The following is a 22,901-nucleotide window of genomic DNA, read 5'->3' on the forward strand; positions in this document are numbered from 1 at the left end:
AATTCCCTGCTATGAAAAACTTCGCGCAACTATTTACAGATTTAGATCGCACCACCAAAACGCTTGGCAAGATCAAGGCGTTGATGGAATACTTTCAGAAAGTTTCCGACCAGGATAAACTTTGGTCTATAGCATTGCTGTCTCATCGAAGACCAAAGCGAACGATTAATACAACGTTGCTGGCTACATGGGCTTCCGAATTATCAGGCTTTCCATCGTGGTTGTTTGCAGAATCCTATCATGTTGTAGGCGATCTTGCTGAAACCATTACGCTTTTACTTCCAGAGCCGGCAGAAGAATCAGATGAATCACTTACGTACTGGATCGATTTTATTCGTTCGCTCGAGCCATTGACAATCGAAGAGAAAAAAGAAAAAATTTTATGGGCCTGGAATCGCCTCACCGGCACGGAGCGCTTTGTCTTCAACAAGTTAATAACCGGTGGATTCCGAATGGGTGTATCACAGCAACTTATGGTGAAAGCGCTTGCAAAACATACCGGAGCTCGTGAAAATATAGTGGCTCATAAGCTCATGGGAAACTGGTCGCCCGAAGCCGATACTTTTACACAATTGATGTTATCGGAGGATCAGAAAGATATATCAAAGCCATACCCGTTTTACCTGGCCTATGCGTTGGAAGGGGAAGTCAGTTCACTAGGAAATCCGCATGAATGGTTTGCTGAACATAAATGGGATGGCATTCGTGGACAAGTGATTGTACGCGACCGGCAATTGTTTGTATGGTCACGTGGAGAAGAATTGGTGACGGATAAATATCCGGAGTTTAACATCATGCTGGATTTGCTTCCGGATGGCACTGTACTCGATGGTGAAATTCTTCCTTTCAAAGACGATCAACCACTATCATTTAATCATTTGCAAACACGCATCGGCAGGAAAACATTAAGCGCAAAATTATTGAAGGAAGTCCCGGTATCTTTTGTTACGTATGACCTGTTGGAATGGCAAGGCGAGGATGTTCGGCACTGGACTATGGATGTGCGAAGAAAAAAAGTAGAAGAGATCTGTTCTGTAAATAATGCTGTGTTACGAATCTCTGCGCTGGTGCAATTTGATACCTGGCAGCAACTTGCAGAAGAGCGTTCGCGTGCCCGCGATCTTTTTAGTGAAGGGATCATGTTGAAGAGAAAGGAATCCACGTATCGCAATGGAAGAAGGAGAGGAGATTGGTGGAAATGGAAAATAGATCCATTCACGGTAGATGCAGTGATGATCTACGCGATGCATGGTGCCGGGCGCAGAGCGAATCTATATACAGACTATACATTTGCGGCGTGGGATGGTGAGCAACTTGTTCCTTTTACAAAAGCCTATAGCGGGTTAACCGATGAAGAAATTCGCGAAGTAGATCGTTGGGTGAAACAAAATACGATTGAACGCTTTGGTCCGGTACGGAGTGTTAAACCCGAGCTTGTCTTTGAGATTGCCTTCGAAGGTATAGCAAAATCTTCGCGGCATAAATCCGGTATAGCATTGCGCTTTCCCCGCATAAAACGCTGGCGAAAAGATAAACCTGCCATCGAAGCCGATAACATTGAAAATCTTCGTAAACTTCTTGTATAAACGTTGTATGTGATACTGCAATTGTTTTCTGTCGATTTTAGAGAAGGAGTATAATAAAGTATTACGCTTAACGGTATAAACTCGCTATCTTCAAAATATGGTTCGTCTATACATCATACTGTTTTTGCTGTTGCCTATAGCTATACAGGCACAGGAGCAACCGTCTGATGAAATCCGGAAAAGTATATATTTCGGAGGAGGCAGTTATGATATAGATGAATTTCAAGCCTTAGAACTATATCATTGGCTGGATTCTTTTCCCAATCTCCTCGAAAAATATCAGATTCATTTAATCAGTCATACCGATCCTATAGGAGGGAAGCAATTTAACGAATGGCTTTCCAAAATGCGTAGCGAGTCCGTTCAACATCTCTTGCTCGAAAAGGAAATCCCCGAGCATAAAATCACGATTAAGGATTGGGGACTTGAAAACCCGGTATATAGCAACCAGACTTTTTCAGGTATGCAAATGAACCGCAGGGTTGATGTGATCCTTTATCCCATCGTTTTCTAAATTCAAGCGATCAAAAGATCTGTAGCGATCTGTCCGATTTAGGACACCGTTTTGCACAACCGGACGAAGCGATATGACCTGAAATCTCGTTTTCAGGCATCCTGAGCGCAAAAAGTCATTGGCACATTGTTGGCAAAGGGAGTGTGAAGAGATCAAATTCACATTCATCTCCGGTTTTAATGTTTTAAAAAAAATATGATCAAACTACGCGATATCGATAAGTACGTGGACTCCCGTTTCCAGCGCACTTTTATTCTGAAAGGTGTAAACCTCGATGTTCAACAAGGAGAGTTTCTAACCATCATGGGCCCAAGCGGTGCCGGTAAATCTACACTGATGAACATCATTGGTATGTTGGATGAACCTACAGAAGGTGAATATTTTTTCTTCGATGAGCCTGTGCACAAGATGAAAGAAAAACAGAAGTCTGATATGCACAAGAATTATATAGGCTTCATCTTTCAGGCATATCACCTTATTGACGAACTGACGGTATATGAAAACATTGAAACACCTCTGCTATATAAAGGCGTAAGCGGTAGTCAGCGTAAAAGCATGGTGGCAGAAATGCTCGATCGTTTTAACATGGTCGCGAAGAAAGATCTTTTCCCCGAGCAACTCAGCGGTGGACAACAACAACTAGTAGGTATAGCACGTGCCATTGTTGGACAACCAAAATTATTGCTGGCCGATGAACCAACGGGTAACCTGCATTCTGATCAGGGTAAACAGATCATGGAAATATTCCGCAAGCTTAATGATGAAGGTATCACGATTATACAGGTAACGCACTCTGAAGAAAATGCACGATACGGTAAACGTATTGTAAGAGTAGGCGATGGTACAATCGTAGCAGATGAAAGAGTATTGGTTAATGCATAAAGTAAAAATGAAAAGACTATTTACACTTTTAGTATTCGGGTGGAGCCTTTCAGCGTATGCACAACAACAGGCTCCTGCTATATTAACGTTTAAGGACGCTGTTAAGATTGGCCTTGAAAATAATGTAACGCTGAATCAACAGAAAAATCAACTGGAGTATACGCAGATCAATAAAACTTCCTCACTGCTTCAGCTCGGTCCGAGTGTGCAGGCAAACGGAAGCGCATATCGAAACGATGGTAACTCCTTTAACCAAAACCGCGGTGAGGTTGTCAATGGTGTTATCGACTTTGTTAACGGATCGGTTGATGCAAACATGCCGATCTTCAATGGCTTACGCCAGGTTAATTCCTATAGGCAAGCGAACAGCGCTAATGAAGCACAACTTCATCAGGTAAACCGCTCAAGCCAGGATGTAATTCGCGATGTATCCAATCAGTTTTTGTTATGCATGTTGGATCAGCAATTGATCAAGATCAATGAAGAGAATGTTAATACGCAAAAAGTACAGTATGATCAAATCAAAGAGCAAGTGGAGTTAGGCAGTAAAGCCGAAGCTGATCTTTACAACCAGGAGTACCAGTTAAAAAATGCTGAGCTTACACTGCTACGCGCACGCAATACTTATAAAAACGATAAAGCGACTCTAGCCATTACGTTGCAAATCGACCCGCTGGCCTTTGAAGTTTCATTGGTGGATTGGGATATGAATTCCGTATTGATCGATAGTCTTTCGCTGGACGAAATGTATACTGTAGCGATGGATCGAAGAAGCGATCTGAAGCAAGCACACTACAACGAGAAAGCAACACACTTTGGATATTCATCTATGAAAGGAAGGTATATGCCAAGTATATATGCGGGAGCATCCTATGGATCGCGCTATAACTATATCTATGGTGATGAAAACAGATCGTTTAATGATCAGTTCACCAAAGATAATACGCAATTAAGCTATGGACTCAGTATAACCATCCCCATCTATAACGGATTATTATACCGTGCACAGGCAGCGCAAACAAAAGTAACGTACGAGAATGCGAAGATTCAGCATAAGAATGTGGAGGTTACCGTGAAGAGTGATGTGCTTCGCGCATTCCAGAATTTCAGCGATGCGAAAACTGCTTATGCAGCTTCGGAATCACAACTGCGATCGGCCGAACTGGCTTATAAGATGGAAAAGGAACGTTATGATCTCGGAATCTCCGATATTACACAACTCACGATCATAAACCAGGCCTATATCAAAGCGCAAGGTGATTTTCAGAATTCGAAATTCACACTGATGTTCCAAAGGTTGCTGATCAATTATGCTATCGGTACATTGAAGTTTGAGGATATTCCATAGCAAAGACTTTTTAACCAAACCCCGAAAAGCCCTTTCTGATTTATTCATGAGGGCTTTTTACTTTGTATGAAACATTCGCACGGCAACACATTTATACTTCATTACAAATTTAGTACCTTTGCACCCCTGTTCGGGTGAACAGGCCCTTGTCATTACTTCAAGGGAATTCAAAACAAATTTGTAGTAGTCCGCCCGGCTGCTGCATGTACTTAAAGGGCTAATACATGGCAAAATCACAGAAACCTGGTGAAAGACCCAGAAAACCTGTTGAACCGAAGGAACCTTTGAAAGGTGCTTCTAAGACAAAATCAGTAAAGATCGATGTTGACGAAGATGATCCGTTAGCAGAAATCAAATCCCTCCAGAAAGAGGAAATCACAACAGAAGCCATTCCGGTTTCAGAATTAAAGAAAGCTAAGTACGAAAAGCAGATCCCAGGTCAGTTTGACTTTGAAGCATTCGACTCTAAAGGTTTTGGAGAAGGATACTCAAAAGAGAAACGTGCTGAGATGGAGCAAATGTACTCTGGTACCGTTACTTCTGTTAACAGTGGTGAAGTAGTGAAAGGTACCGTAGTAGGTATCAACGATCGTGACGTTATTTTGAACATTGGCTTCAAGTCTGATGGTCTTGTACCATTGGCTGAATTCAAGGAGATGACGAATTTGAAGATCGGAGATGTAGTTGACTTGTTCATTGAAGAGCGTGAAGACGCTATGGGACAACTTGTACTAAGCCGCAGAAAAGCGAAGCTTGTTAAAGGTTGGGAATATGTGCAGACTGCATTGGATAAAGATGAGGTTATCGAAGGTTTTGTTAAACGCAGAACAAAAGGTGGTCTTATCGTGGATGTATTTGGGATCGAGGCATTCTTGCCAGGTTCACAGATCGACGTTAAGCCGATCCGCGATTTCGATATCTATGTAAATAAAAACATCGAAGTGAAAGTTGTGAAAATCAACTACACGAACGATAACGTAGTTGTATCGCATAAAGTACTGATCGAGAAAGATCTTGAGCAACAGAAAGCCGCTATCCTTACGAACCTTGAAAAAGGTCAGGTATTGGAAGGCGTTATCAAGAACATGACCAACTTCGGTGTGTTCATCGATCTTGGTGGTGTTGACGGATTACTTCACATCACTGATATCAGCTGGGGACGTATCAACCATCCGGAAGAAGTTCTTAAGCTTGATCAGACGGTTAAGGTTGTTGTACTTGACTTCGATGAAGACAAGAAGAGAATTTCTCTGGGTATGAAGCAACTTACAGCTCATCCTTGGGATGCGCTTGCTGCTGAAATCCAGGTTGGTTCTAAAGTGAAAGGTAAGATCGTAAACGTAGCTGACTACGGAGCGTTCCTTGAACTGCAACCTGGTGTTGAAGGCTTGATCCACGTAAGTGAAATGAGCTGGTCACAACACTTACGCAATCCACAAGACTTCATGAAAGTTGGTGACGAAGTTGAAGCTGTTGTATTGACGCTTGATCGCGATGAGCGCAAGATGTCACTCGGCATCAAACAACTTACTGAAGATCCTTGGACACGTCAGGATGTTCTTTCTAAATACGCTGTTGGTACAAAACATAAAGGCATCGTTCGTAACCTTACAAACTTCGGTCTCTTCATCGAGCTTGAAGAAGGTATCGATGGTCTTGTGCACGTATCAGACTTGAGCTGGACGAAGAAGATTAAACATCCTTCTGAGTTTGTGAAAGTTGGCGAATCTATGGAAGTACAAGTACTTGAATTGGATGCAGCGAACCGCAGATTGGCTCTCAGCCATAAGCACATGGAAGAAAATCCTTGGGATACTTTCGAAACTGTATTTACAATTGGTTCAGTACACAAAGCTACTATCATCAACAAAAATGATAAAGGCGCAGTACTTGAATTGCCATACGGTATAGAAGGATTTGTTGCAGCTAAGAATCTTGCGAAAGAAGATAACTCAAAAGCAGAAGTTGGTGAATCACTAGACTTCAAAGTGCTTGAGTTCTCTAAAGAAGACAGAAGAATTGTGCTTTCACACAAATCAATCTGGTCAGCTGACGAAGAGAAACCTGCAGCTGCTGCTGGAGCCGCTAAAGGTGGTAAGAAAGCCCCTGCTAAAGGAGCTTCTATCCAATCTATAAATCAACAGAACGAGAAGTCTACCCTCGGAGATCTGGAAGCGTTAAGCGCGCTGAAAGAAAAAATGCAGGGTGGTGAAGGTAAGGGTGAATAACCTTTTCTGAAATAAGAAGAAGAAAGGTGGCTTAATTGGCCACCTTTTCTTTTTTACTACGTTGCAAACACAATTGATTTTTATAGTTTTGTGCTTTGTAACAAATAACACACTCACACTATTTCACACATTTGAAAGGTCTCGTGGCCGAGTGGCTAGGCTGAGCTCTGCAAAAGCTCCTACAGCGGTTCGAATCCGCTCGAGACCTCTTTTTTAAACCCTAAGGCTCTGTATATGAGTTACTTAGGGTTTTATTGTATGACAACGTTGTATGACAAAGTGCGATGTTGTCTTCTGCTCTCACTCCTGATTTTTTCTTGTTCCGAAGAAAAAATAATCCCTCAAGAAGAAAATTTACCTATTAAAGTTAGTGCTGAAGAAAGAAGAAATAGCTCTGTTGCTGTACCTCAATTCGAAAATTCAAGCTTTGAGGGTAATACTATTCAGCCATGGATCGAATTTACTGACTTAGGTTATCCAACTTCACCTTTCGTAGTTGATAACGGAAGTGTCCAAAGTACCGATGTATCCCCTTTGCTGATGCAGTCTAATTTCCCTTCTGGTTACTATAGAATAGGAGTGAATGCAAAGGCTGATAGTACTGCTATAGTTCTTTATCTTAAAAAGGGCAAGCGACAACTAATAGAGTTGGATAGATATGTCTTTCAAGACTCCTCGAATATAGCCTATGAGTTTTTCCTTACTGATTCAGTAAACAGTATAGGTTTTCAAGCACATGGAAAAGCCACCGTGTACGATGTTAAAGTATACCAGTATCAACCCTTTAACAAGTAAGACTTATGAAAAAGTGGTGGAAAAACATGGAATATGAACAGAGAGCAACTGTAGTTATTGGTGCTCTAGGTATAATTATATCACTAGGATATATTATTTACCTGTTGGTCGTGGCTAATCCTTATATATCATCCTGATGATTGCGTGAGGGATGATATATCTAAAACGATGATATATCTTTGGATATAGAGGAGAAAAACCGTTGTGTCGATTCGCTTAGTTGAATGTAAAGCCCATGGGTGGTCGAAAGGCTACCCATTTTTTATAGCAAAAAAAGCCAGTAAAAACCGGCTTTTTAAATGAACTTTTTAAATACAAGATTCGTTGTTACTCTTGACCCTTAAATGTCTATGGACGGGAATACTGAAAAAGGGTGGATATGTTCGAAGCATATCCTTTAAAATTTCCCGCAGCCATGACGTTTAAACAATTTAGAACTATGTCTAAATATCGTTCCGCAAAAACCGGAGAGTATGTTAAGCCCGGTTATGCAAAAACTCATCCTGCCACTACGGTGAAGGAGAGTGACAAAAAGCCGAAGAAGTAAGTACTTCTGATCTGGAAAGGGGGGCGTCTCCCCCTTTTCTTTTTTTATACATTAATAACCATTGGTTATTTTTTGTTTCGGGGTAGCAAAGGTACGAAAATATTTTTGACAGTAAGAATACTAAGTTTAGAAATTTCGCTAGTTGATAGATTCCGTACCAAATGCTTCTATTCCTATTTTATTCCCTGTTTTCGCTATTGGCTTAACACTTGCAATTTTCTTATTTAAATTACTTTCATCAATCAAAGCATAACTTTTAAATTCAGAACCGTATGCTTCAGGAATTTTAACTCTTGTAACGTCATCAGTTTGATACCATTGGATTTGTGTCTTAGTCACATCAGGCTCGTTTATACTTTCGTGGCCTCCAATTCTTGAACTATGGCCGGGATGCCATTTACCTCTTATTGGTATGTATTGATCGTTAATGTCAGTAAACATCTGAGATAATAAATTATTCACATCAATATAGGCACTTAGGTCAACACCTTCTGTTGCTGGTACTATTGAATCATTATTAAAATCACAGGTACTTGAACCTGTACTATATGATACGCCTAAACCAGCAACAGTACTACTCACATAGTTATTAATAATTATTGTTTGACTTGCACCAGCAGGTTCGTTATATCGAAGTTGACCTTCAATTGCAGCACCTCCATAATAAACAGCGTTATTGATATAAGTTAATCCAGATAACGGAACTATACCTGTAGTTTCATCATTAGCATCTAAAATATAAACCGAGTCTTGAGCACTAACAAATGTATTGTTGAATACATATACAAATGCATAAGGATCATTATGTAAATAAACTCCTGATGGTGAACTGTAATCTGGATTATCTGTTCTTCTTATGAATAAAGCATTTTGTGCTAATGGACAATACACAAAGTTGTTATATACATAACTGTCCTTATTGGCAAGCAATTGTACACCACCTTTTGTTACCGTGTTGATAATTACATTCCCGAAAAAATGACCAGCAAAACCACCATTCATTACCATTTCAAAATTTTGGCTTGAGGTGTTGCCAGTAGCATTATTAATTGAAACATTATAGTATACTTCCGTGTCCTCATCACAAGATGATACCTGTATACCATCCCATTTACATTCTCTTGCCTCGTTAGCAAAAACTTTCAAACGTTTCATCACATGATGATAATCACCACCATTAAAAGTTGAATCCCAATCATATTTGAAATAACCTTCGTAAAAACCTTCGTTACCGGACTTCTGTACTAAGCAATCATATACCCAACAATCATCAAATCCACCTGTGATACGATTGACAGTATCAAGTTTCATTTTAATACCGGTACTCTTAGCGTGATATACTTCAATACCAAAAATTCTTACATCGTTACAAGCATTTGCAGCACCATTAAATTGTTGTGCACTAAATCCACCGTTGATTAATTTTATACTTCTAACTCCGTTAGAATCTTTCTTACCATAAAACCAAACGTGATTACAATTATCACCAATCTGCATTACATCGTCTTCGGTTGTATTACTCTTAGTGATTGTTCTCTGTGTAGTGTTATTTGTGGTTATAATAATAGGATTACCAGCAGCACCGTTGAAATTATTCCATCTGATACGTTCAGAAGATATATTACCCGCAATATGTATAATGTCACCGGGTGCAAAATATTGTCCATCAATCCTATGTTCAAGGGCTGCTGCTGTTACTATAGTATGACCGTTGTATTGCGGTGCACTTGATAAATCACTTAATGTCCAAACAGCAGTTGAAGTATTTGGTACTATAACCACCCTTCTTCTCTTGTAAAAGACAGTACGGTGTATACCAAAATCAATAGTTAATTTTACATCTATACCCTTAGTGCCATGTGCAAATGAGAATGATACTAAAGGGTCTTTATCTGTACTAGTAGTAATGACCTCTTTAGTTTCAGAGTTTATAAACTCCCAACTAACAGCACGGTATTTTGTTAATAAGTAATTAAGACGGAACTGTATATTATTACCTGCTTCATAAGTTATCTTATTTTCACCATCGATTGTGAACCCTTTGTTATATAGATATGTTGTTGCCAAATCATAATTAAATTATTATAAGGTTATTTTAAGGAAGTTCAAGCCACGTTAATTCCATGCAATTTATTGGTGATAAACCAGTACCATCAATTATACGTACAGTAAGATTACCGTTAGTTGGATATTTTGCCGACCATTCCAAAGCAGTTGAAGTATTATTTCTACAGTCAGCAATTTCTTTTTGCTCACCATCAAAAGTCATAATTGCGTGATTAACACCAGAATTAGTTGTACCAGCGTGGATACGACTATTGTATTGTGTGTTATCAGTTAAGCCAGTAAGAGAGAAGCCACGTGTACCAGTACTAAACCAAAGTTGACGCATAGCAGCATCAGGAAATATACCAGTATTGTTATTTGTAGTTACTCCCAAAGTATTATCACTCATAGCTAGATCAATCACAAGTCCAATTGAAGTTGTTACATTATCACTACGCTTTAATGATAATAATTTATAAGTCTGATCAGGATTATCTGTATAGGCGTGATTCCAAGTATCAGTAAAGCCAGTAACTAAAGGTGATGTTGAACTACCAAATGATATATACATCTTTCTTTCAACTAACGATACTGTTACTGTGCTTTCACTATAATTAGTACTTGAAGTAAGCCCGCTTGTCCCACCAATTGTTACCGGTATTACTTCATACTTAATATGTTTATTTTCTTCATCTTCAGTTAAAGTAATATTAGCACTAGTTCCGATTAACGTTTCATTAGTACCATCAATATCATCAGCAGAATACCATTTATGTAAAGAATTGCCTTCAGCAGCACCATTTATTTGACTATATGTATGGGAACCAATTAATATTTGATCAACTGCCAAAACACCGCTATATGAAGGAATTGAAATAGGTAAAGGTGCATCTTCGAGGTCGCCATCGAAATCATAATAATCCCAACTAACTGAATATGTATTGCCACTACTTGACAATACTATATTATTCGCTACTGGCTTTTTGTTTAAATTGGTAGCGTTTAGAAAATTTCTTGATGATTGAATTACACCTATATTCATTATGATACTATTGCTCTATCTGTTACACGTCTCCAATTACTTCCATCGCTGAAGGCAATTACTGCACCTCCTGATTCATCAGATACATATATCATCTGTCCGGCTGTTGCTGCACTTGGTAATGTACCAACAGTAAATGATACAGTACTTGCATTTCCAAATCCCAACACTCCACCAACTCTACGTAATGATTGTCCATCTGTAGTTGCTGCGATTTCACCCAATACACCTGCAGAGTTTGCTGATCTACCAATTATACGTGTACCGCCAGCAGAGTTTGCAAGTTTTGCAATTGTAACTGCACTATTATTTATCGCTGTTGTTGTTACTGCATTAGCTGCGATATTATTACTTGTGATTTTTGAATATATATGTGTAGTTGCACCACTATTCATCATTAATACTGTATCACCAGTACCAGCAGCTATTCGTTGTAAAAGACCTAAAGAATTTCTACTATATATATCGTTAGTGGCATCACTACCTAAATTCAATTGTGTATTACCTGATTGGTCAATTGAAAATATTGTACCTGAATTATTTACGCTGAATACACCTCCGTTAGGTTCATCTAAATTGATTGAAGTACCAGCAGCAGATTGAGATAAGAAGTTATTAGTTGTTGAGTTATAAATATTAAAGTCTGTAACAATATTAAATTCAACCGAATTGCTATTTGTTTTTATTTGATTTCCAGCTTGTAGAAAAGTATTTGATGCTCCTGTGATTTGGACAGTATCCCCAACTATAGTTATGCCTGTGTTCGATGTTAATGAAACTGATGCATCAGTCATTTGAAGTGATCCTCCATTCATACTGTATATAGTAGCAGGTAAATTAAAGTTGCCAATATTTATACCACTAACATCAATTACAATACTATTACTATAACCGTCTGATATACTGATGCCACTGTATGCATTAATATTGATAAAGCGCCCATTATTAAGTGAAAAATCATAATTGCTATTACAATCAATTAAAGTATTACCTGTTAATGTTCCACCTAATCTAACATTAGAACCAACTTTTGTTAATCCATTATTGGCAGTTAAAGACGAAGTACCTCCTGTTGATTGAGCACCAAGGGCACCAAACCCATACCATTCAGAATCACCTATATATTGCCAAGTAGATGCACAATTTTCAACTTCAATTGAATAATTATTTCCAATTGAATTTAAGCTAGATGTACCAGTAGCTATATGTGTTACAATACCAGCACCAGCGGTACGAATAGATGTAAATGTTAATCCACTATCAACAGTATCTGGAATATATACTGATGTAGTACCTGTATTAGTAAAATATATACTGGTATTCTTGTGTTGATTACTTATTGTGAATTGATTACTATTTGTGATAATATAGTTTGTGAAACCAGTAACGAAGCCAACATCAGGTATTGATCTTGGGACAAAATTTGAAGCATAATTTTGATTGTATTTTGCACCTTGAAATCCAGCACCACCACTAATGATAGTATTACCAGTAGTATAAATATTCAGCGAGTTGCCTGATACATTTGTATTTAGCGCGTTAATATTTACTAAAGGCGTGTTGATATTAAAACTAGTATCTGCATTTAATTCCGTGTTCGCATCAACAATAAAACTTGATGGAAAATCAGTAGTACCTAAAGTTATACTTTCTTTTGCCTGTACACTTAACGAATTATCTGTTGTAGTAATAACACTTTCTTGCGTTGTTCCACCAGCTATTGAAAGTTGATCCGCTGCAATATCAAAAATATTAAGTCCAAACATGACAAACTGATTACCATCACCGTCAATAGTTGTATTGCCAGTTAATGTACCACCTAGTACTATATTATCACCGACTTTCGTAAGTCCGTTGGCTGCATTAATGTTACTTGAAGTACCACCGCTTGAAGAAATCACGATAGTGTTGTCAGTACTAGTTATATCTATATTGCTACCTGCTACTAATGTTTTGAAAAGTGCTGTGTGTCCGGTTTTGCCCGAGTATATACCAACACCACTCCCTATATTTTGAATATTCCAAATGCTTTGACCAGCACTTGCTGTTGCTGTGTCTCCTGAATTTATTATTTCAATTGAATATCTTTCATAGCATCCATTATCTTGTATAATCATCGTCTATTATCAATTTGCCGCTTACAACGGTCTCAATAAAGTTATCGTTTGACAATTCTATATCGTAATAGTATTGTCCTGTCGGCACATCATCAGTAATGCCGTTGATTATTATTTGTCCAGCATTAAGATAAGATATATCTATAGTGCCACCGCTTGAACTGTATGTCAGTACCGGACTGCTATACTCGTTTTCTCTTGCTTGCATTTTTGCAATTGTGTATGATGATAAGTCAACTGCTTCATCATTATACTTAACGATAAAATTTAAATAGAAAGTATCGCCTCTCTTGATCGACAAAGGCAAGTCAGCACATTTTGATATGTTATAGTTTTGCATTCTTCTTTGCTTTTTCTTGCTTCAAGTTATTTTCAATTGCTGTTAGTCGGTCATCCATTTGCTGAATATATGACAGTAAGACAACGGTTAATTGTTCGTAATCAATTACGAGAATGCCGTTGCTTCCAGTACTAACCAATAGCGGTTCAACTTTTTGAACTTCTTGTGCAATTAGTCCTATCTCTCTTTTGTTTGCGTTTTTTAAACTATAAACAAGAGGTATCAATTTATTTATTCTATCGATTTTATAATTTTGTATTTTTTCAATTAGTCTGTTATCCATGCCTATAAATACTTTTTTAAGTTTCAATTATTAGCCAACCTCACCATCAACCGAGAGTAAAGTTTTTTGTGTAAAATTCAACGTGAAATCATCGGTAAGTAATTCGATTAGTTGAATCGACAAGTCTTTCATTTGGATATTATAAGTATATCCAGAAATCATATAGTTTTTACCATCGAATTCAATTACACTATTGAAATTGATTTCAGTACCCGCCTTTAAAGTTATTTTCAAATAGTTTTTAAAGAACCTTGAGAACTTCAATTTTTCGTATGCGTATAGATGTTGATGTGATTCATTCAGGACACTACTGTCGTTGTTACTCCATGTTGTGGTTAGTCCAGTTGGATTATATTTCAAATTACCCACGTCATTTTGTTGAATACCTTGTGAAAAATATAGCTCTTTGTCAACTTCTTGGATTCCAAATTGTTGACCCGCTGCAATAGCGTTATAATATTTATCATACGTGATGGTCTGCGGATATTCTTGGACTGCCGTTATATTATCCCAATAGATTTCAGCACTATTCCAGCCATTATTTTCTAAGGTAATAAGCAACGCTAATGTGTAATCGCCTGTAACACTAAACGGGAGACTTGTTGTGAAGGTAAATTGACTCTCTGAACTATAGTAATATGGATTTGCAGTTGCCGTACTGCTTGCAATTACTGTTGATCCTGATTTCAACCATGCATATACATATCGTTGACCCTGCCATGAGGGTAAATCATGACTATAATTAAATAGATTGAAATCAAATGATACATTTAATGTACTTCCTGTTGAAAGGGCTTCCAAAGTTATTGGATCGCTTTCAACAATAAATCGACCGTATGAAGGATCGTAACTATAACTCGTATCGACCTTAGTATATAAGGAAGTATTACCTGATGACCATTCAAACAATTCGTATTCGCCTGTACCGAAAGGTGTATTATTCCATCCAGATATACCAGCAAGGAAATTCCCATTTGGAACAACGCTTTCTCCAACGTTTTTATTAAAGAATGTTAGATTTATTTGCTTGATCGGACGAATTTTTGATAACTCATCACTATCGAATTTACTTCTATAACTATCAATATTTATTGTCCTATCTCTATTTTCACGTGTATAGGACAAATCATTCCAATTGAATGTAGTTAATGGAGTAAATATTTCAAATTTTTGAATTATAGACCACTTATTTTCTACTTGCGATATACGCGCGTTGTACGCTTCTAAAATATAGGATAGTGCATCGTAACAATTCAAATAGGTACGTTTCCCGTTTCGTTCATTTTTAACATATCTGTTTTGATTTGCATATACATTTGAAAATAGGCTATCACTTCCACTTACTGTATTTGTTCGGTAATTAACTTGCGAAAGTATATCTAGTTCAAGTCCTGTTTGCGATAATATAGTCTTTAAAATTTCAATTTGTGGAACTGTTGTTTCGCCTGTTGTGCCGGTAATAGCTTCAACAGGGTAGGGAATATCTTTCAATTCCGCTAACCCGTCAGTAGCATTCAGATTAATATAGTATGCGGGATTGACAAATTTTCTTGTTAGGTTATCCGGTTGTAGCCAGCCACTCCAATAAAGTATTTCTTCAAATTCTTGGGTTGAAGGCACCAATAATTCGCACCTTACTGTACCAGTATTAGTTGAAGTACTTACGTAATCAACAAGAGCATGGACATATATATACGCTGCATTTTGTGTTGTCGCTGTTAAAGTAACCGTAGCCGTGCTCGCAGTTGTCGGATATGAGGCAACTATACTCTTACTATTAATTATAGTATTCAAGGCAGCATTCATCAAACCAACAGTATATGTTACACTCCAAGTATTTGAAAATGATGTTTGGTCGTAAGTAAATTTTACGTCAACGTCAACAGTACTACCAGATGATAATACTAATGGATAGTAAGCGCGTTTAGTTGGAGTAGGAGACCCTAAGAAAACGGTTATATCACTCTTTATATAGGGTGCATCATCAACCCAATCTTGACCACTACCGTTAAGATCGAAAGTTGTTAAGTCTATAGACTCTGAAATTACTGTTTGTTGTTGTTGTGTTACTTCGACTTTCCAGTCTCTTATTTCAGATGTGAATAAATCGTCATAATTAGTACCGTCACTATAGAATGTAAAATTAACTTCACTTCCGTGTACGCTAAGGTCGTCTTCTTTACTACTTGCTCTATATGTAAGAGATAAAGGATTGATAGGATATTTTTCAATCTCATATACTTGCCCTGAATAGCTGTCTTGTTTAAGATTGATGGTAAATATCTTGTCGTCTAAGTCTCTTATTTTTGAAAAATATTTTAAACCGTATGCCATATTTTATATTGATTTACCTCTGCGTCTTTCGACTTCTTGATTTGAAAAATATATATCCTCACCGCGCACCATGCCATATACTTGTATAGCTTGAGGCGTGTTACCACCTAACATTTTTTCTGTTTGAAAATTGCTTGATACTCTACTACCACTTGGTAGATTAATTAATTCACGTCCTCTTTCACCAACCATAGCTATACCACCACCTGATATACCACCGTTAGCGAATTTTGGGACGTTAGATTGCCACATAGCAGTTAAGGCACCAAGACCGATTGCAGCAGTTGCCAACCCGATTATACCTTTGGTTGACTCACCCGCGATCATACCTGCTATAGCTTGCGCAAAGAGACCTTGTACGATTTTGTTTAAGCCCTGTAAAACAGATGTAACTAAAGATTTAAAATCGGTTTCTTGACCGGTTATTAAATTGCCTAAACTGTCAGCAGCGTTGCCAATAGCACTTACAAAGACATCGTTTAGTGTTTCGTCAATTTGGTCACCAAGCGTTTGCCATGTTATTTTTAAATTCTTCGATTGTTCATCAAGTTTTTCAACATCCTTACTGATTTGTGTAGTATCAAGACTGATAGGAATTTTGATCGCTTGAAGTCCTTTATTTTGTCCCTTTTGAATTGATAGTTTATTCTCATCAGGTGTAAAAGTTTGTGTGACATTAGATATACCTTTCTGAAATGCTTTACCAACGGCTTGACCTTGTGTAGTTGCTTCGTCTTCCGTGATAAGTTTGATTTTATCTTTCGTAAGTACTGCCTGTACACCATCTTTTAAATTCTCACCTATATTGCTTGCAAATAGCTTTGTGTCTTCAACAACTTGTTTGATTGCATTTGCATATAGTTCTGGTATAGCAGCGAAGTTACCAGTAAAGATTGCTTTTATGATCGCTCCTGCATTACTAAAAGTGTTCAATAGTAATGATCCAACTAATTTAATTACTTCCCATAATGTTTTGAATTGGAAGACTAAATTTTGAATTATTGCCCTGAATAATAATGATTCATTATATAGTTCAATAAAAAAATTTATTGTATCGACTACTGCTTTTTTAATTGCAACTATAGATTTACTTGCGATCTCTAATGCATTCGCTTTAATGTTATTGAAAGTCGTTGAAGACTCTCCAAACATTTCAACCCATGTTTTATTTAATTCTTCGTTTGCTTGTGCTAATCTGATTTGTGCTTGTTGACTATCGTTCGCACCAGCGACTAAATCTTGAAATTTAATTGAAGCATCACCAAGAGATTTTACAAATTTTACCCCTGCATCTTCACCGGCACCACCGAACACGTCAGCGAGTACCATACCTACTTCCTGACTATCATCACTAAATTGCGATAAGCGTTTACTTACTTTTTGAAGTGCTTCAAATGTGGTTAACGTACCGTTTGCAATTTCCTTTTGTATCTGTGTACCTGAAAGTCCAATTGCAGCCAGGGCATTATCTGTTGCCGGTGTCAATTCACGAATACGCAAACCAAATTCTTTAACAGCATCAACACCTTTATCAGAATATATACCTTCATTAATTGATTGAGTTGCGATTTTGAAGAAGTCATCAGCAGTACTACCCATGCTTGCAAATTGTGCCGGATATTCTTTAAGTATATCAAGGAATTCTTCTGATCCTGTGAGTGCATAACCATCACGGATTTTATCCAAAGCATCAGGTATAGATATACCAAATTCTTTTGAAACGGCTCTAGCACTTCCCAGTAATTTTTCGAAAGGTATATCGAATGTATCTGATATACTTTTTGCTTTCGCAGTTGCGTCAACCAAATCTTTACCTATATAACCAGTAAGTGATTTGACGGCTTCTGTTGCCTTTCCAATTTCTTGAGAGAAAGCAAATACTTCTTTTGCAGCACCTATAATTGCAGTTGCCGCAAATGCTCCTTTTAGATAATCACCGATTTTGGAAATGCCTTTTCCGAAAGTTGAAATCTGATTTTGTGCTTCGCTTAACCCTTTCTTTAAATCGGCTGTGTTGCTCTCAATATTGAAAAGTAATGTTTGTAAAATTTGTCCACCTTTAGCCATGTATCTATAGTACTTTGACTATAAATACTTAGTTGATGTTCAATAATGCACGCAAGAACTTGTCATCAGCTTTATTATCTATAATAGATTTTATTTCAACTTTTCTCTTTATTTCTTCTTCTTCTGGAAACCTATATAAGTCACTAGGTCTTTTTATCTGCTTACTCCCTTGAGTAGTGACAACAGTAAAATAGTTATTCAACCTAAATTCATTTTGTAAAAAACGGTAATGATCGTGTTGTATACTCTCTCGTTGATCAAGTATTAAACTCGCTTGAACGGGAGTAAGCAAGTCGAATTGCTCAACACTATAATTGAAGAAATTAACAAACAAGGAAAGGAGATAATCATAACTATAAATTATCTCCTTTTCTTCTTGAGAAAGTACAGGCTGATTACTGTTTAATTTTTTTTTGAAGGTGTGAACATTTTCAAAACTGATTGTGTGAAGATGTGAAGGAAATTAGCATAATTTTGCTCCTCTGAAAGTATATCTTCAACGTCTGTTTCTTTGATATTGAATGGTATATTCTCAAGTTTATGACCTCTTTTAAGAGCTTCGAACGCTATAACTTCTGTTTTTTCCATGTCGTTAATAGCTGTTTCAAATTCTTGCAGAGTTATTTTTAATTTAGCTGAAGTATTTTTTATTACTGCAAAGTCAATTGCTATAGGTAATTCTTGTTCTTTAAATTTAATGTAGTGCATAAAAATAAAAATAGAATTGGAATGCGATACGTGTTAAATGGCAAGTAAACTCACGTTGTCGCCCCCAATTCTAAAAATCTTTAAAAGTTATTTTGCCATTTTAATAACCAATCACTATATATATTAAGTGGTTGATTTTGTTAAGTCGGAAGTACCTGTAATTTCTAAGGTAAAAGTCAACGGTTGCCCCGCACTTGAAGTAACTTCAAATGAAGTCAATAAGCAATTACCAGTTTGATATATACCGGTTGCTAACTTCATTATCATTTTCAAGTCGGTACGTCTAGTCTTCACAAGTTCCAAAATTTGGTCAGCTCCGTAACCACCAGTAACTTTAGTTTCGCCAGATTGTGGGTGAGTAGTATCACCACTTAATCTTGTGAATACACCACCTGCAGAAGCAGTCCAACTTTTAAAGGTAGGGGCGATTAATTTTGAAAAGTTATTGTCAAAAACCAAAAGTTCTTCGGTCTCAACAGTATAGTTTAGGCTTATATCTGTTAAACCTAAAAGTGCTGAACCAGTTGTTCCTGTAGTAATTACAAGAAATCCTGATTCGAAATATCTTACGTCTGTGCTAGTCAATCTGTTTTTATGTTTTGAATAATATTATTTACTTATAAATACTTACTTTACTTCAAATTGTAGATACTCTGTGAAAATATTCAACTCGTTGTCAAAGAATGTTTCTTCATCTATAAGCGTTACCATATTTCCAATAGAATATATCTGTGACTTTATCCTATCGGAATAATTGGAAAAACCAGTAGTGGTTGGAGCGTTAATTTTGATTCTTAACGTGTATGTTTTAATCGCCTCTTTACTTTCAAAAGTATTCAGATTGTCCGTGTTGTTAATCTCATATACACAGGTGACTTTCTTCAATAAGTCTTCATTTGGCAGATATAGAAAGTATACGTCAATTGTCGTCCCGGACAAGGCATTTTTTAAAGCACCGTATATTAAATTTTGAAGTGTTTTATTCATTTACTTTATAAATACTCTTTACTTTTTCTTAGTTGCGTTTATGACCTTTCTCACTTGCTTTCTGATTGCCTTGTTTAATAATTTCAGATAGTTATCTGATAGGTATTTTACTGCCTTTGGTGCTGCACGATCATAAGCAGATTCGATGAATGGTTTTCTATTTATAGTACCTCTATTTGCTTTCTTTCTATACTTTCCACGCCCTTTTGTTTGACGTACTTTTGTGCCACGCTCAATCAATTTGATATACCAAGCACGTTTATTTAAGCCGACATATACCCCCGATTTACTTTCTGACTTAGTAACTATAGTATTGTTTTCTGCTTTGTTTTTACTTGACTTATCGTTATTGCCAACTGGTACACTTTGCTGTAGTTCTTTTTGCACTATTTTACCAGCGGCTTTATTCAAATCGAATTGAATTTTGTCCGTGAATTCTTTAGGAATGTCGGCAAGCATTTTTTGTACTTCTTTAATGCCAAGTATCTCGAATTTGATTTGATTTCCCATAGTTATTTAATCCCTATACATTCTATTATTGTTGCTTGATTGCGTTGTACATGAGTGAAATTTATCACTTCATAGTCTTGGCAATTGTATTCAATTCTTGTTCCTTTTTTACATGCAGGGAAATACCTCATGTAGAAGGAAATTGAATCAGAATATACATTTCCCGGTAGACTGTTGAAAGAAATATTACCACGTTGATTGGTTATAGTTGCATATATAGTTGCAACCGTTTTGTAACTTTCAATTGGCTCACCGTAAGTAGTGGCACTTACAGTATAAAGTTCTTTTACCTTTAATAATTCGGTTAGCTTATTGGTCTGAATCATTTCTTTTATTTTTTATTGCTAAGATGATTTTGACAACAACCCAAATGATTGAGCAAAGCGTAAGTAATGCAGTCAATAGGTTATTTATCTTTTCAATATTTGTTGTTAGCCAAATCGTTGAAGTAATTAGCCATCCGATTGCATTATGAAGTTTCGTAAATTCCTTTTCGAATGTCATTAGGAGGATAGATGTGATACTCTTCATTACTGTTGTTCCTCCTTATTCTTAAATAAGATTTTGCCAAAAAGTATTTTTTCAAGCCTCTCTATAAATTTATCACCACTATATAATAGCATTAGACCACCAATTATTAAACTACCAATTATCCAATAGTCAAACGTGATTGATAGGACTAATAGGTAAATACCAACGAGTACAAATGCTAAGCCTAGAATACTACTTTTATAATTTTTTATAATCTTTCTCATTCATTAAGCAATTAGTATATAAGGTGATAGTAAGCGTTCAAAAGATTTTGACTTTTGCAAGTTGGTCGGTATATATCCATTTTTTTCAACGTCAAAGTATTCTCCGATTTTCAACTTGATGGCATGTTTAATATCATCAGGTAACGTTGAATATCCAGCACTATATTCAATCATTAACTTATGAGCGTTCAAAGAATTGTTGAATTTTAAGTGCGTAAAATTGTTGAATTTATATAGACTATATCCAGTCAAAACTGTCATTATATTGCTCTCTGTGAATGCACTTATGCCAATTATATTTATGCTTGGTTCTGGTAATTCGTACCAACAGCCATATATACAATAGTCTTCAAGAGTGTTAACCGTTGGAACTATATCTATTGAAGTGAATTTTTCTGCTTCTGTCAAAGCTACTTTTATTAGTCTTTGGAGTTCTGCATTTGAAGAATCGTCACTTTCGTGAATCTTTAAATCTTGCTTGACTTCTGTTAGTGAAATGAGATTGCTATATGTTTTAGTCTTCGAGATATACATCAGTATCTATGTTTACCTATAAATACTTTTCAAAGACAAATAAAAAGGCTCGGTAGTTGCCGAGCCTTTAGAAAATAAAACTAACTTAAATAAATAAAAAATATGACCGAAGTATTAAGACAATAAGTTAACATTTTTGATTACTGCGATCTTGTTTGCATCTAGGTAGCTACCGTCAGCCATCGCTGAAGCGATGAGCAATACGTTTCCTTTTCTTGCAAGGGTAGCATCGGTAATCATTTCAATTGCAACACCTTCACCCCAATATGCTTGAGCAACTGCACCGGCAGTAATCAAGTAGCCATGGTTAGCGTTAGTTTGAAGTGTTGATCTCTTAGCAGCATAGCCGTTTACGATTCCATCTTTCCAAACAAATTCACCAGAACCAGAATCTTTTTTGCTATTCTTAGCTCTTGCAGTTCCGCTAGTTGAGAATATATACCCTGATGGAGCACCAACAAGGGCAGCTTCCATTTGAATAGATGCGTTGTGGAATGTTGTAGACACGCCAGTTGCACCAGATACGATAGGAGACAAAGTGCTGAAAGTGTCGATAGTTCTTTTTTCAAGAGCCTTGTCAACAGCGTACTTTAATTCGTCCATTAAGTTTTGAATATTCTCAGGCTTAGAAGAATTCAAGAATACTTTTGATACTTCAATTGAAGCACTTACGAAAGTAGGTGTCAAAGTCTTTTTAGCACTTGTTAAAGTCTGGTCAGATACTGAATTGTCTTCAGTTCCGAATGTACCAACGATCTGAGAGATTGAAGGAAAATCAATTACACCTGAATCAAAGTACCATGTCTTTACTCCAAGTGCAGGTAATACAAGATCGCTATCGTTAATAGATAGACCAGCATGGGAATCAGTAAATTTGAATTGTGAATTTGTGCTAGTTGTTACAGTCGCACGCTTTTCCAATTCTTCAAAAGGGAGTACAAATTTTTCACCGCCTCTTTCACCTGAAAGGAAAGAACGGAATTCAGTTACGAGGTTTGTATCTTTCTTATCATTTTTATTGAAAGCTTGTTTTGCTTCCTGTCTTTCTTGCTCATCCTGAAATTGCAAATCTGCAATTCTTGTGTTGAAGTCAGCGACTTCTTTTTTTAAGGTATCTATCTTTGCTCTTTCTTGAGCATCGATTGTTTCTTTTGCGTTCAACTCTTTTAAATCGTTAAGAGCCTTAGCACGTTTTTCTATTAAATTTTTAATCACTTCATTTTGATTGCTACTTTTTTGTTTTGCCGGAAGTGCGTAACCGGCTAAAATTATTTATTA

Annotated in this window: 20 protein-coding genes and 1 tRNA gene; 7 read left to right on the top strand and 14 right to left on the bottom strand. The window is 36.8% G+C overall.

Annotated features, from left to right (window positions below; genetic code table 11):
* Positions 1–11 precede the first annotated feature (11 nt).
* From B5Y40_RS06545 to B5Y40_RS06575, 7 genes are all read left to right on the top strand, one after another.
* On the top strand, positions 12–1,586 hold the full coding sequence (locus B5Y40_RS06545) for an ATP-dependent DNA ligase (RefSeq protein WP_079685876.1): 1,575 nt from the start codon (positions 12–14) through the stop codon (positions 1,584–1,586).
* Between the two features lie 97 nt (positions 1,587–1,683).
* A complete protein-coding gene (locus B5Y40_RS06550; RefSeq protein WP_079685877.1) occupies positions 1,684–2,100 on the top strand; it encodes an OmpA family protein in 417 nt (138 codons plus the stop codon).
* A 195-nt stretch (positions 2,101–2,295) separates the two neighbouring features.
* On the top strand, positions 2,296–2,982 hold the full coding sequence (locus tag B5Y40_RS06555; RefSeq protein ID WP_079685878.1) for an ABC transporter ATP-binding protein: 687 nt from the start codon (positions 2,296–2,298) through the stop codon (positions 2,980–2,982).
* A gap of 7 nt (positions 2,983–2,989) precedes the next feature.
* Positions 2,990–4,330, top strand: a complete 1,341-nt coding sequence (locus B5Y40_RS06560; RefSeq protein ID WP_159453620.1) for a TolC family protein — start codon at positions 2,990–2,992, stop codon at positions 4,328–4,330.
* A 224-nt stretch (positions 4,331–4,554) separates the two neighbouring features.
* Positions 4,555–6,558, top strand: a complete 2,004-nt coding sequence (gene rpsA / locus B5Y40_RS06565; RefSeq protein WP_079685880.1) for a 30S ribosomal protein S1 — start codon at positions 4,555–4,557, stop codon at positions 6,556–6,558.
* Positions 6,559–6,695: 137 nt separating this feature from the next.
* Positions 6,696–6,766: transfer RNA gene (locus B5Y40_RS06570), tRNA-Cys, on the top strand.
* 26 nt (positions 6,767–6,792) lie between these two features.
* Entirely contained in the window at positions 6,793–7,353 is a 561-nt protein-coding gene (locus B5Y40_RS06575) for a hypothetical protein (RefSeq protein WP_143785637.1), read from the top strand.
* Between the two features lie 685 nt (positions 7,354–8,038).
* Here the strand turns inward: B5Y40_RS06575 and B5Y40_RS06580 are convergent.
* The 14 genes from B5Y40_RS06580 to B5Y40_RS06660 form a co-directional block, all read right to left on the bottom strand.
* Complete coding sequence (locus B5Y40_RS06580) at positions 8,039–9,967, bottom strand: hypothetical protein (RefSeq protein WP_079685882.1); 1,929 nt, start codon at positions 9,965–9,967, stop codon at positions 8,039–8,041.
* Positions 9,968–9,995: 28 nt separating this feature from the next.
* Positions 9,996–10,988, bottom strand: a complete 993-nt coding sequence (locus B5Y40_RS06585; RefSeq protein ID WP_079685883.1) for a hypothetical protein — start codon at positions 10,986–10,988, stop codon at positions 9,996–9,998.
* On the bottom strand, positions 10,988–13,105 hold the full coding sequence (locus B5Y40_RS06590; protein WP_079685884.1) for a beta strand repeat-containing protein: 2,118 nt from the start codon (positions 13,103–13,105) through the stop codon (positions 10,988–10,990). The genes B5Y40_RS06585 and B5Y40_RS06590 overlap by 1 nt, the downstream gene beginning before the upstream one ends.
* On the bottom strand, positions 13,089–13,445 hold the full coding sequence (locus B5Y40_RS06595) for a hypothetical protein (RefSeq protein ID WP_079685885.1): 357 nt from the start codon (positions 13,443–13,445) through the stop codon (positions 13,089–13,091). Before B5Y40_RS06595 ends, B5Y40_RS06590 begins: the two co-directional genes overlap by 17 nt.
* Positions 13,432–13,728: a tail fiber domain-containing protein gene (locus B5Y40_RS06600; protein WP_143785638.1), complete on the bottom strand. Its 297-nt coding sequence runs from the start codon at positions 13,726–13,728 to the stop codon at positions 13,432–13,434. The genes B5Y40_RS06595 and B5Y40_RS06600 overlap by 14 nt, the downstream gene beginning before the upstream one ends.
* A gap of 30 nt (positions 13,729–13,758) precedes the next feature.
* Positions 13,759–16,062 carry a hypothetical protein gene (locus B5Y40_RS06605; protein ID WP_079685887.1) on the bottom strand — a complete coding sequence of 768 codons (2,304 nt, stop codon included), beginning with the start codon at positions 16,060–16,062 and terminating at the stop codon, positions 13,759–13,761.
* A gap of 3 nt (positions 16,063–16,065) precedes the next feature.
* On the bottom strand, positions 16,066–18,129 hold the full coding sequence (locus B5Y40_RS06610) for a phage tail tape measure protein (RefSeq protein ID WP_079685888.1): 2,064 nt from the start codon (positions 18,127–18,129) through the stop codon (positions 16,066–16,068).
* A 402-nt stretch (positions 18,130–18,531) separates the two neighbouring features.
* Positions 18,532–18,837, bottom strand: a complete 306-nt coding sequence (locus B5Y40_RS06620) for a hypothetical protein (RefSeq protein WP_079685890.1) — start codon at positions 18,835–18,837, stop codon at positions 18,532–18,534.
* A gap of 123 nt (positions 18,838–18,960) precedes the next feature.
* Positions 18,961–19,422: a hypothetical protein gene (locus B5Y40_RS06625; protein ID WP_079685891.1), complete on the bottom strand. Its 462-nt coding sequence runs from the start codon at positions 19,420–19,422 to the stop codon at positions 18,961–18,963.
* A gap of 42 nt (positions 19,423–19,464) precedes the next feature.
* The gene (locus B5Y40_RS06630) at positions 19,465–19,824 is read right to left on the bottom strand and encodes a hypothetical protein (protein WP_079685892.1); all 360 of its coding nucleotides are present in this window, start codon (positions 19,822–19,824) and stop codon (positions 19,465–19,467) included.
* Between the two features lie 18 nt (positions 19,825–19,842).
* Positions 19,843–20,334, bottom strand: coding sequence for an HK97-gp10 family putative phage morphogenesis protein (locus B5Y40_RS06635; protein WP_079685893.1), 492 nt, complete (start codon positions 20,332–20,334; stop codon positions 19,843–19,845).
* A 2-nt stretch (positions 20,335–20,336) separates the two neighbouring features.
* Complete coding sequence (locus tag B5Y40_RS06640) at positions 20,337–20,660, bottom strand: head-tail adaptor protein (RefSeq protein ID WP_079685894.1); 324 nt, start codon at positions 20,658–20,660, stop codon at positions 20,337–20,339.
* A gap of 432 nt (positions 20,661–21,092) precedes the next feature.
* Positions 21,093–21,623 (bottom strand): hypothetical protein, encoded by a 531-nt coding sequence (locus B5Y40_RS06655; protein WP_079685897.1) that lies wholly within the window; start codon positions 21,621–21,623, stop codon positions 21,093–21,095.
* Positions 21,624–21,737: 114 nt separating this feature from the next.
* Positions 21,738–22,838 carry a hypothetical protein gene (locus tag B5Y40_RS06660; protein WP_143785640.1) on the bottom strand — a complete coding sequence of 367 codons (1,101 nt, stop codon included), beginning with the start codon at positions 22,836–22,838 and terminating at the stop codon, positions 21,738–21,740.
* Positions 22,839–22,901: the final 63 nt, after the last annotated feature.

It is taken from the genome of Ohtaekwangia koreensis (genome assembly GCF_900167975.1).
Taxonomy (GTDB): Bacteria; Bacteroidota; Bacteroidia; order Cytophagales; family Cyclobacteriaceae; genus Ohtaekwangia; species Ohtaekwangia koreensis.

Coding starts and splice junctions, on each gene's coding strand:
- B5Y40_RS06545 (WP_079685876.1), top strand. CDS start 12: ATGAAAAACTTCGCGCAACTATTTACAGATTTAGATCGCACCACCAAA.
- B5Y40_RS06550 (WP_079685877.1), top strand. CDS start 1,684: ATGGTTCGTCTATACATCATACTGTTTTTGCTGTTGCCTATAGCTATA.
- B5Y40_RS06555 (WP_079685878.1), top strand. CDS start 2,296: ATGATCAAACTACGCGATATCGATAAGTACGTGGACTCCCGTTTCCAG.
- B5Y40_RS06560 (WP_159453620.1), top strand. CDS start 2,990: ATGAAAAGACTATTTACACTTTTAGTATTCGGGTGGAGCCTTTCAGCG.
- rpsA (WP_079685880.1), top strand. CDS start 4,555: ATGGCAAAATCACAGAAACCTGGTGAAAGACCCAGAAAACCTGTTGAA.
- B5Y40_RS06575 (WP_143785637.1), top strand. CDS start 6,793: ATGAGTTACTTAGGGTTTTATTGTATGACAACGTTGTATGACAAAGTG.
- B5Y40_RS06585 (WP_079685883.1), bottom strand. CDS start 10,988: ATGAATATAGGTGTAATTCAATCATCAAGAAATTTTCTAAACGCTACC.
- B5Y40_RS06590 (WP_079685884.1), bottom strand. CDS start 13,105: ATGATTATACAAGATAATGGATGCTATGAAAGATATTCAATTGAAATA.
- B5Y40_RS06595 (WP_079685885.1), bottom strand. CDS start 13,445: ATGCAAAACTATAACATATCAAAATGTGCTGACTTGCCTTTGTCGATC.
- B5Y40_RS06600 (WP_143785638.1), bottom strand. CDS start 13,728: ATGGATAACAGACTAATTGAAAAAATACAAAATTATAAAATCGATAGA.
- B5Y40_RS06605 (WP_079685887.1), bottom strand. CDS start 16,062: ATGGCATACGGTTTAAAATATTTTTCAAAAATAAGAGACTTAGACGAC.
- B5Y40_RS06610 (WP_079685888.1), bottom strand. CDS start 18,129: ATGGCTAAAGGTGGACAAATTTTACAAACATTACTTTTCAATATTGAG.
- B5Y40_RS06620 (WP_079685890.1), bottom strand. CDS start 18,837: ATGCACTACATTAAATTTAAAGAACAAGAATTACCTATAGCAATTGAC.
- B5Y40_RS06630 (WP_079685892.1), bottom strand. CDS start 19,824: ATGAATAAAACACTTCAAAATTTAATATACGGTGCTTTAAAAAATGCC.
- B5Y40_RS06635 (WP_079685893.1), bottom strand. CDS start 20,334: ATGGGAAATCAAATCAAATTCGAGATACTTGGCATTAAAGAAGTACAA.
- B5Y40_RS06640 (WP_079685894.1), bottom strand. CDS start 20,660: ATGATTCAGACCAATAAGCTAACCGAATTATTAAAGGTAAAAGAACTT.
- B5Y40_RS06655 (WP_079685897.1), bottom strand. CDS start 21,623: ATGTATATCTCGAAGACTAAAACATATAGCAATCTCATTTCACTAACA.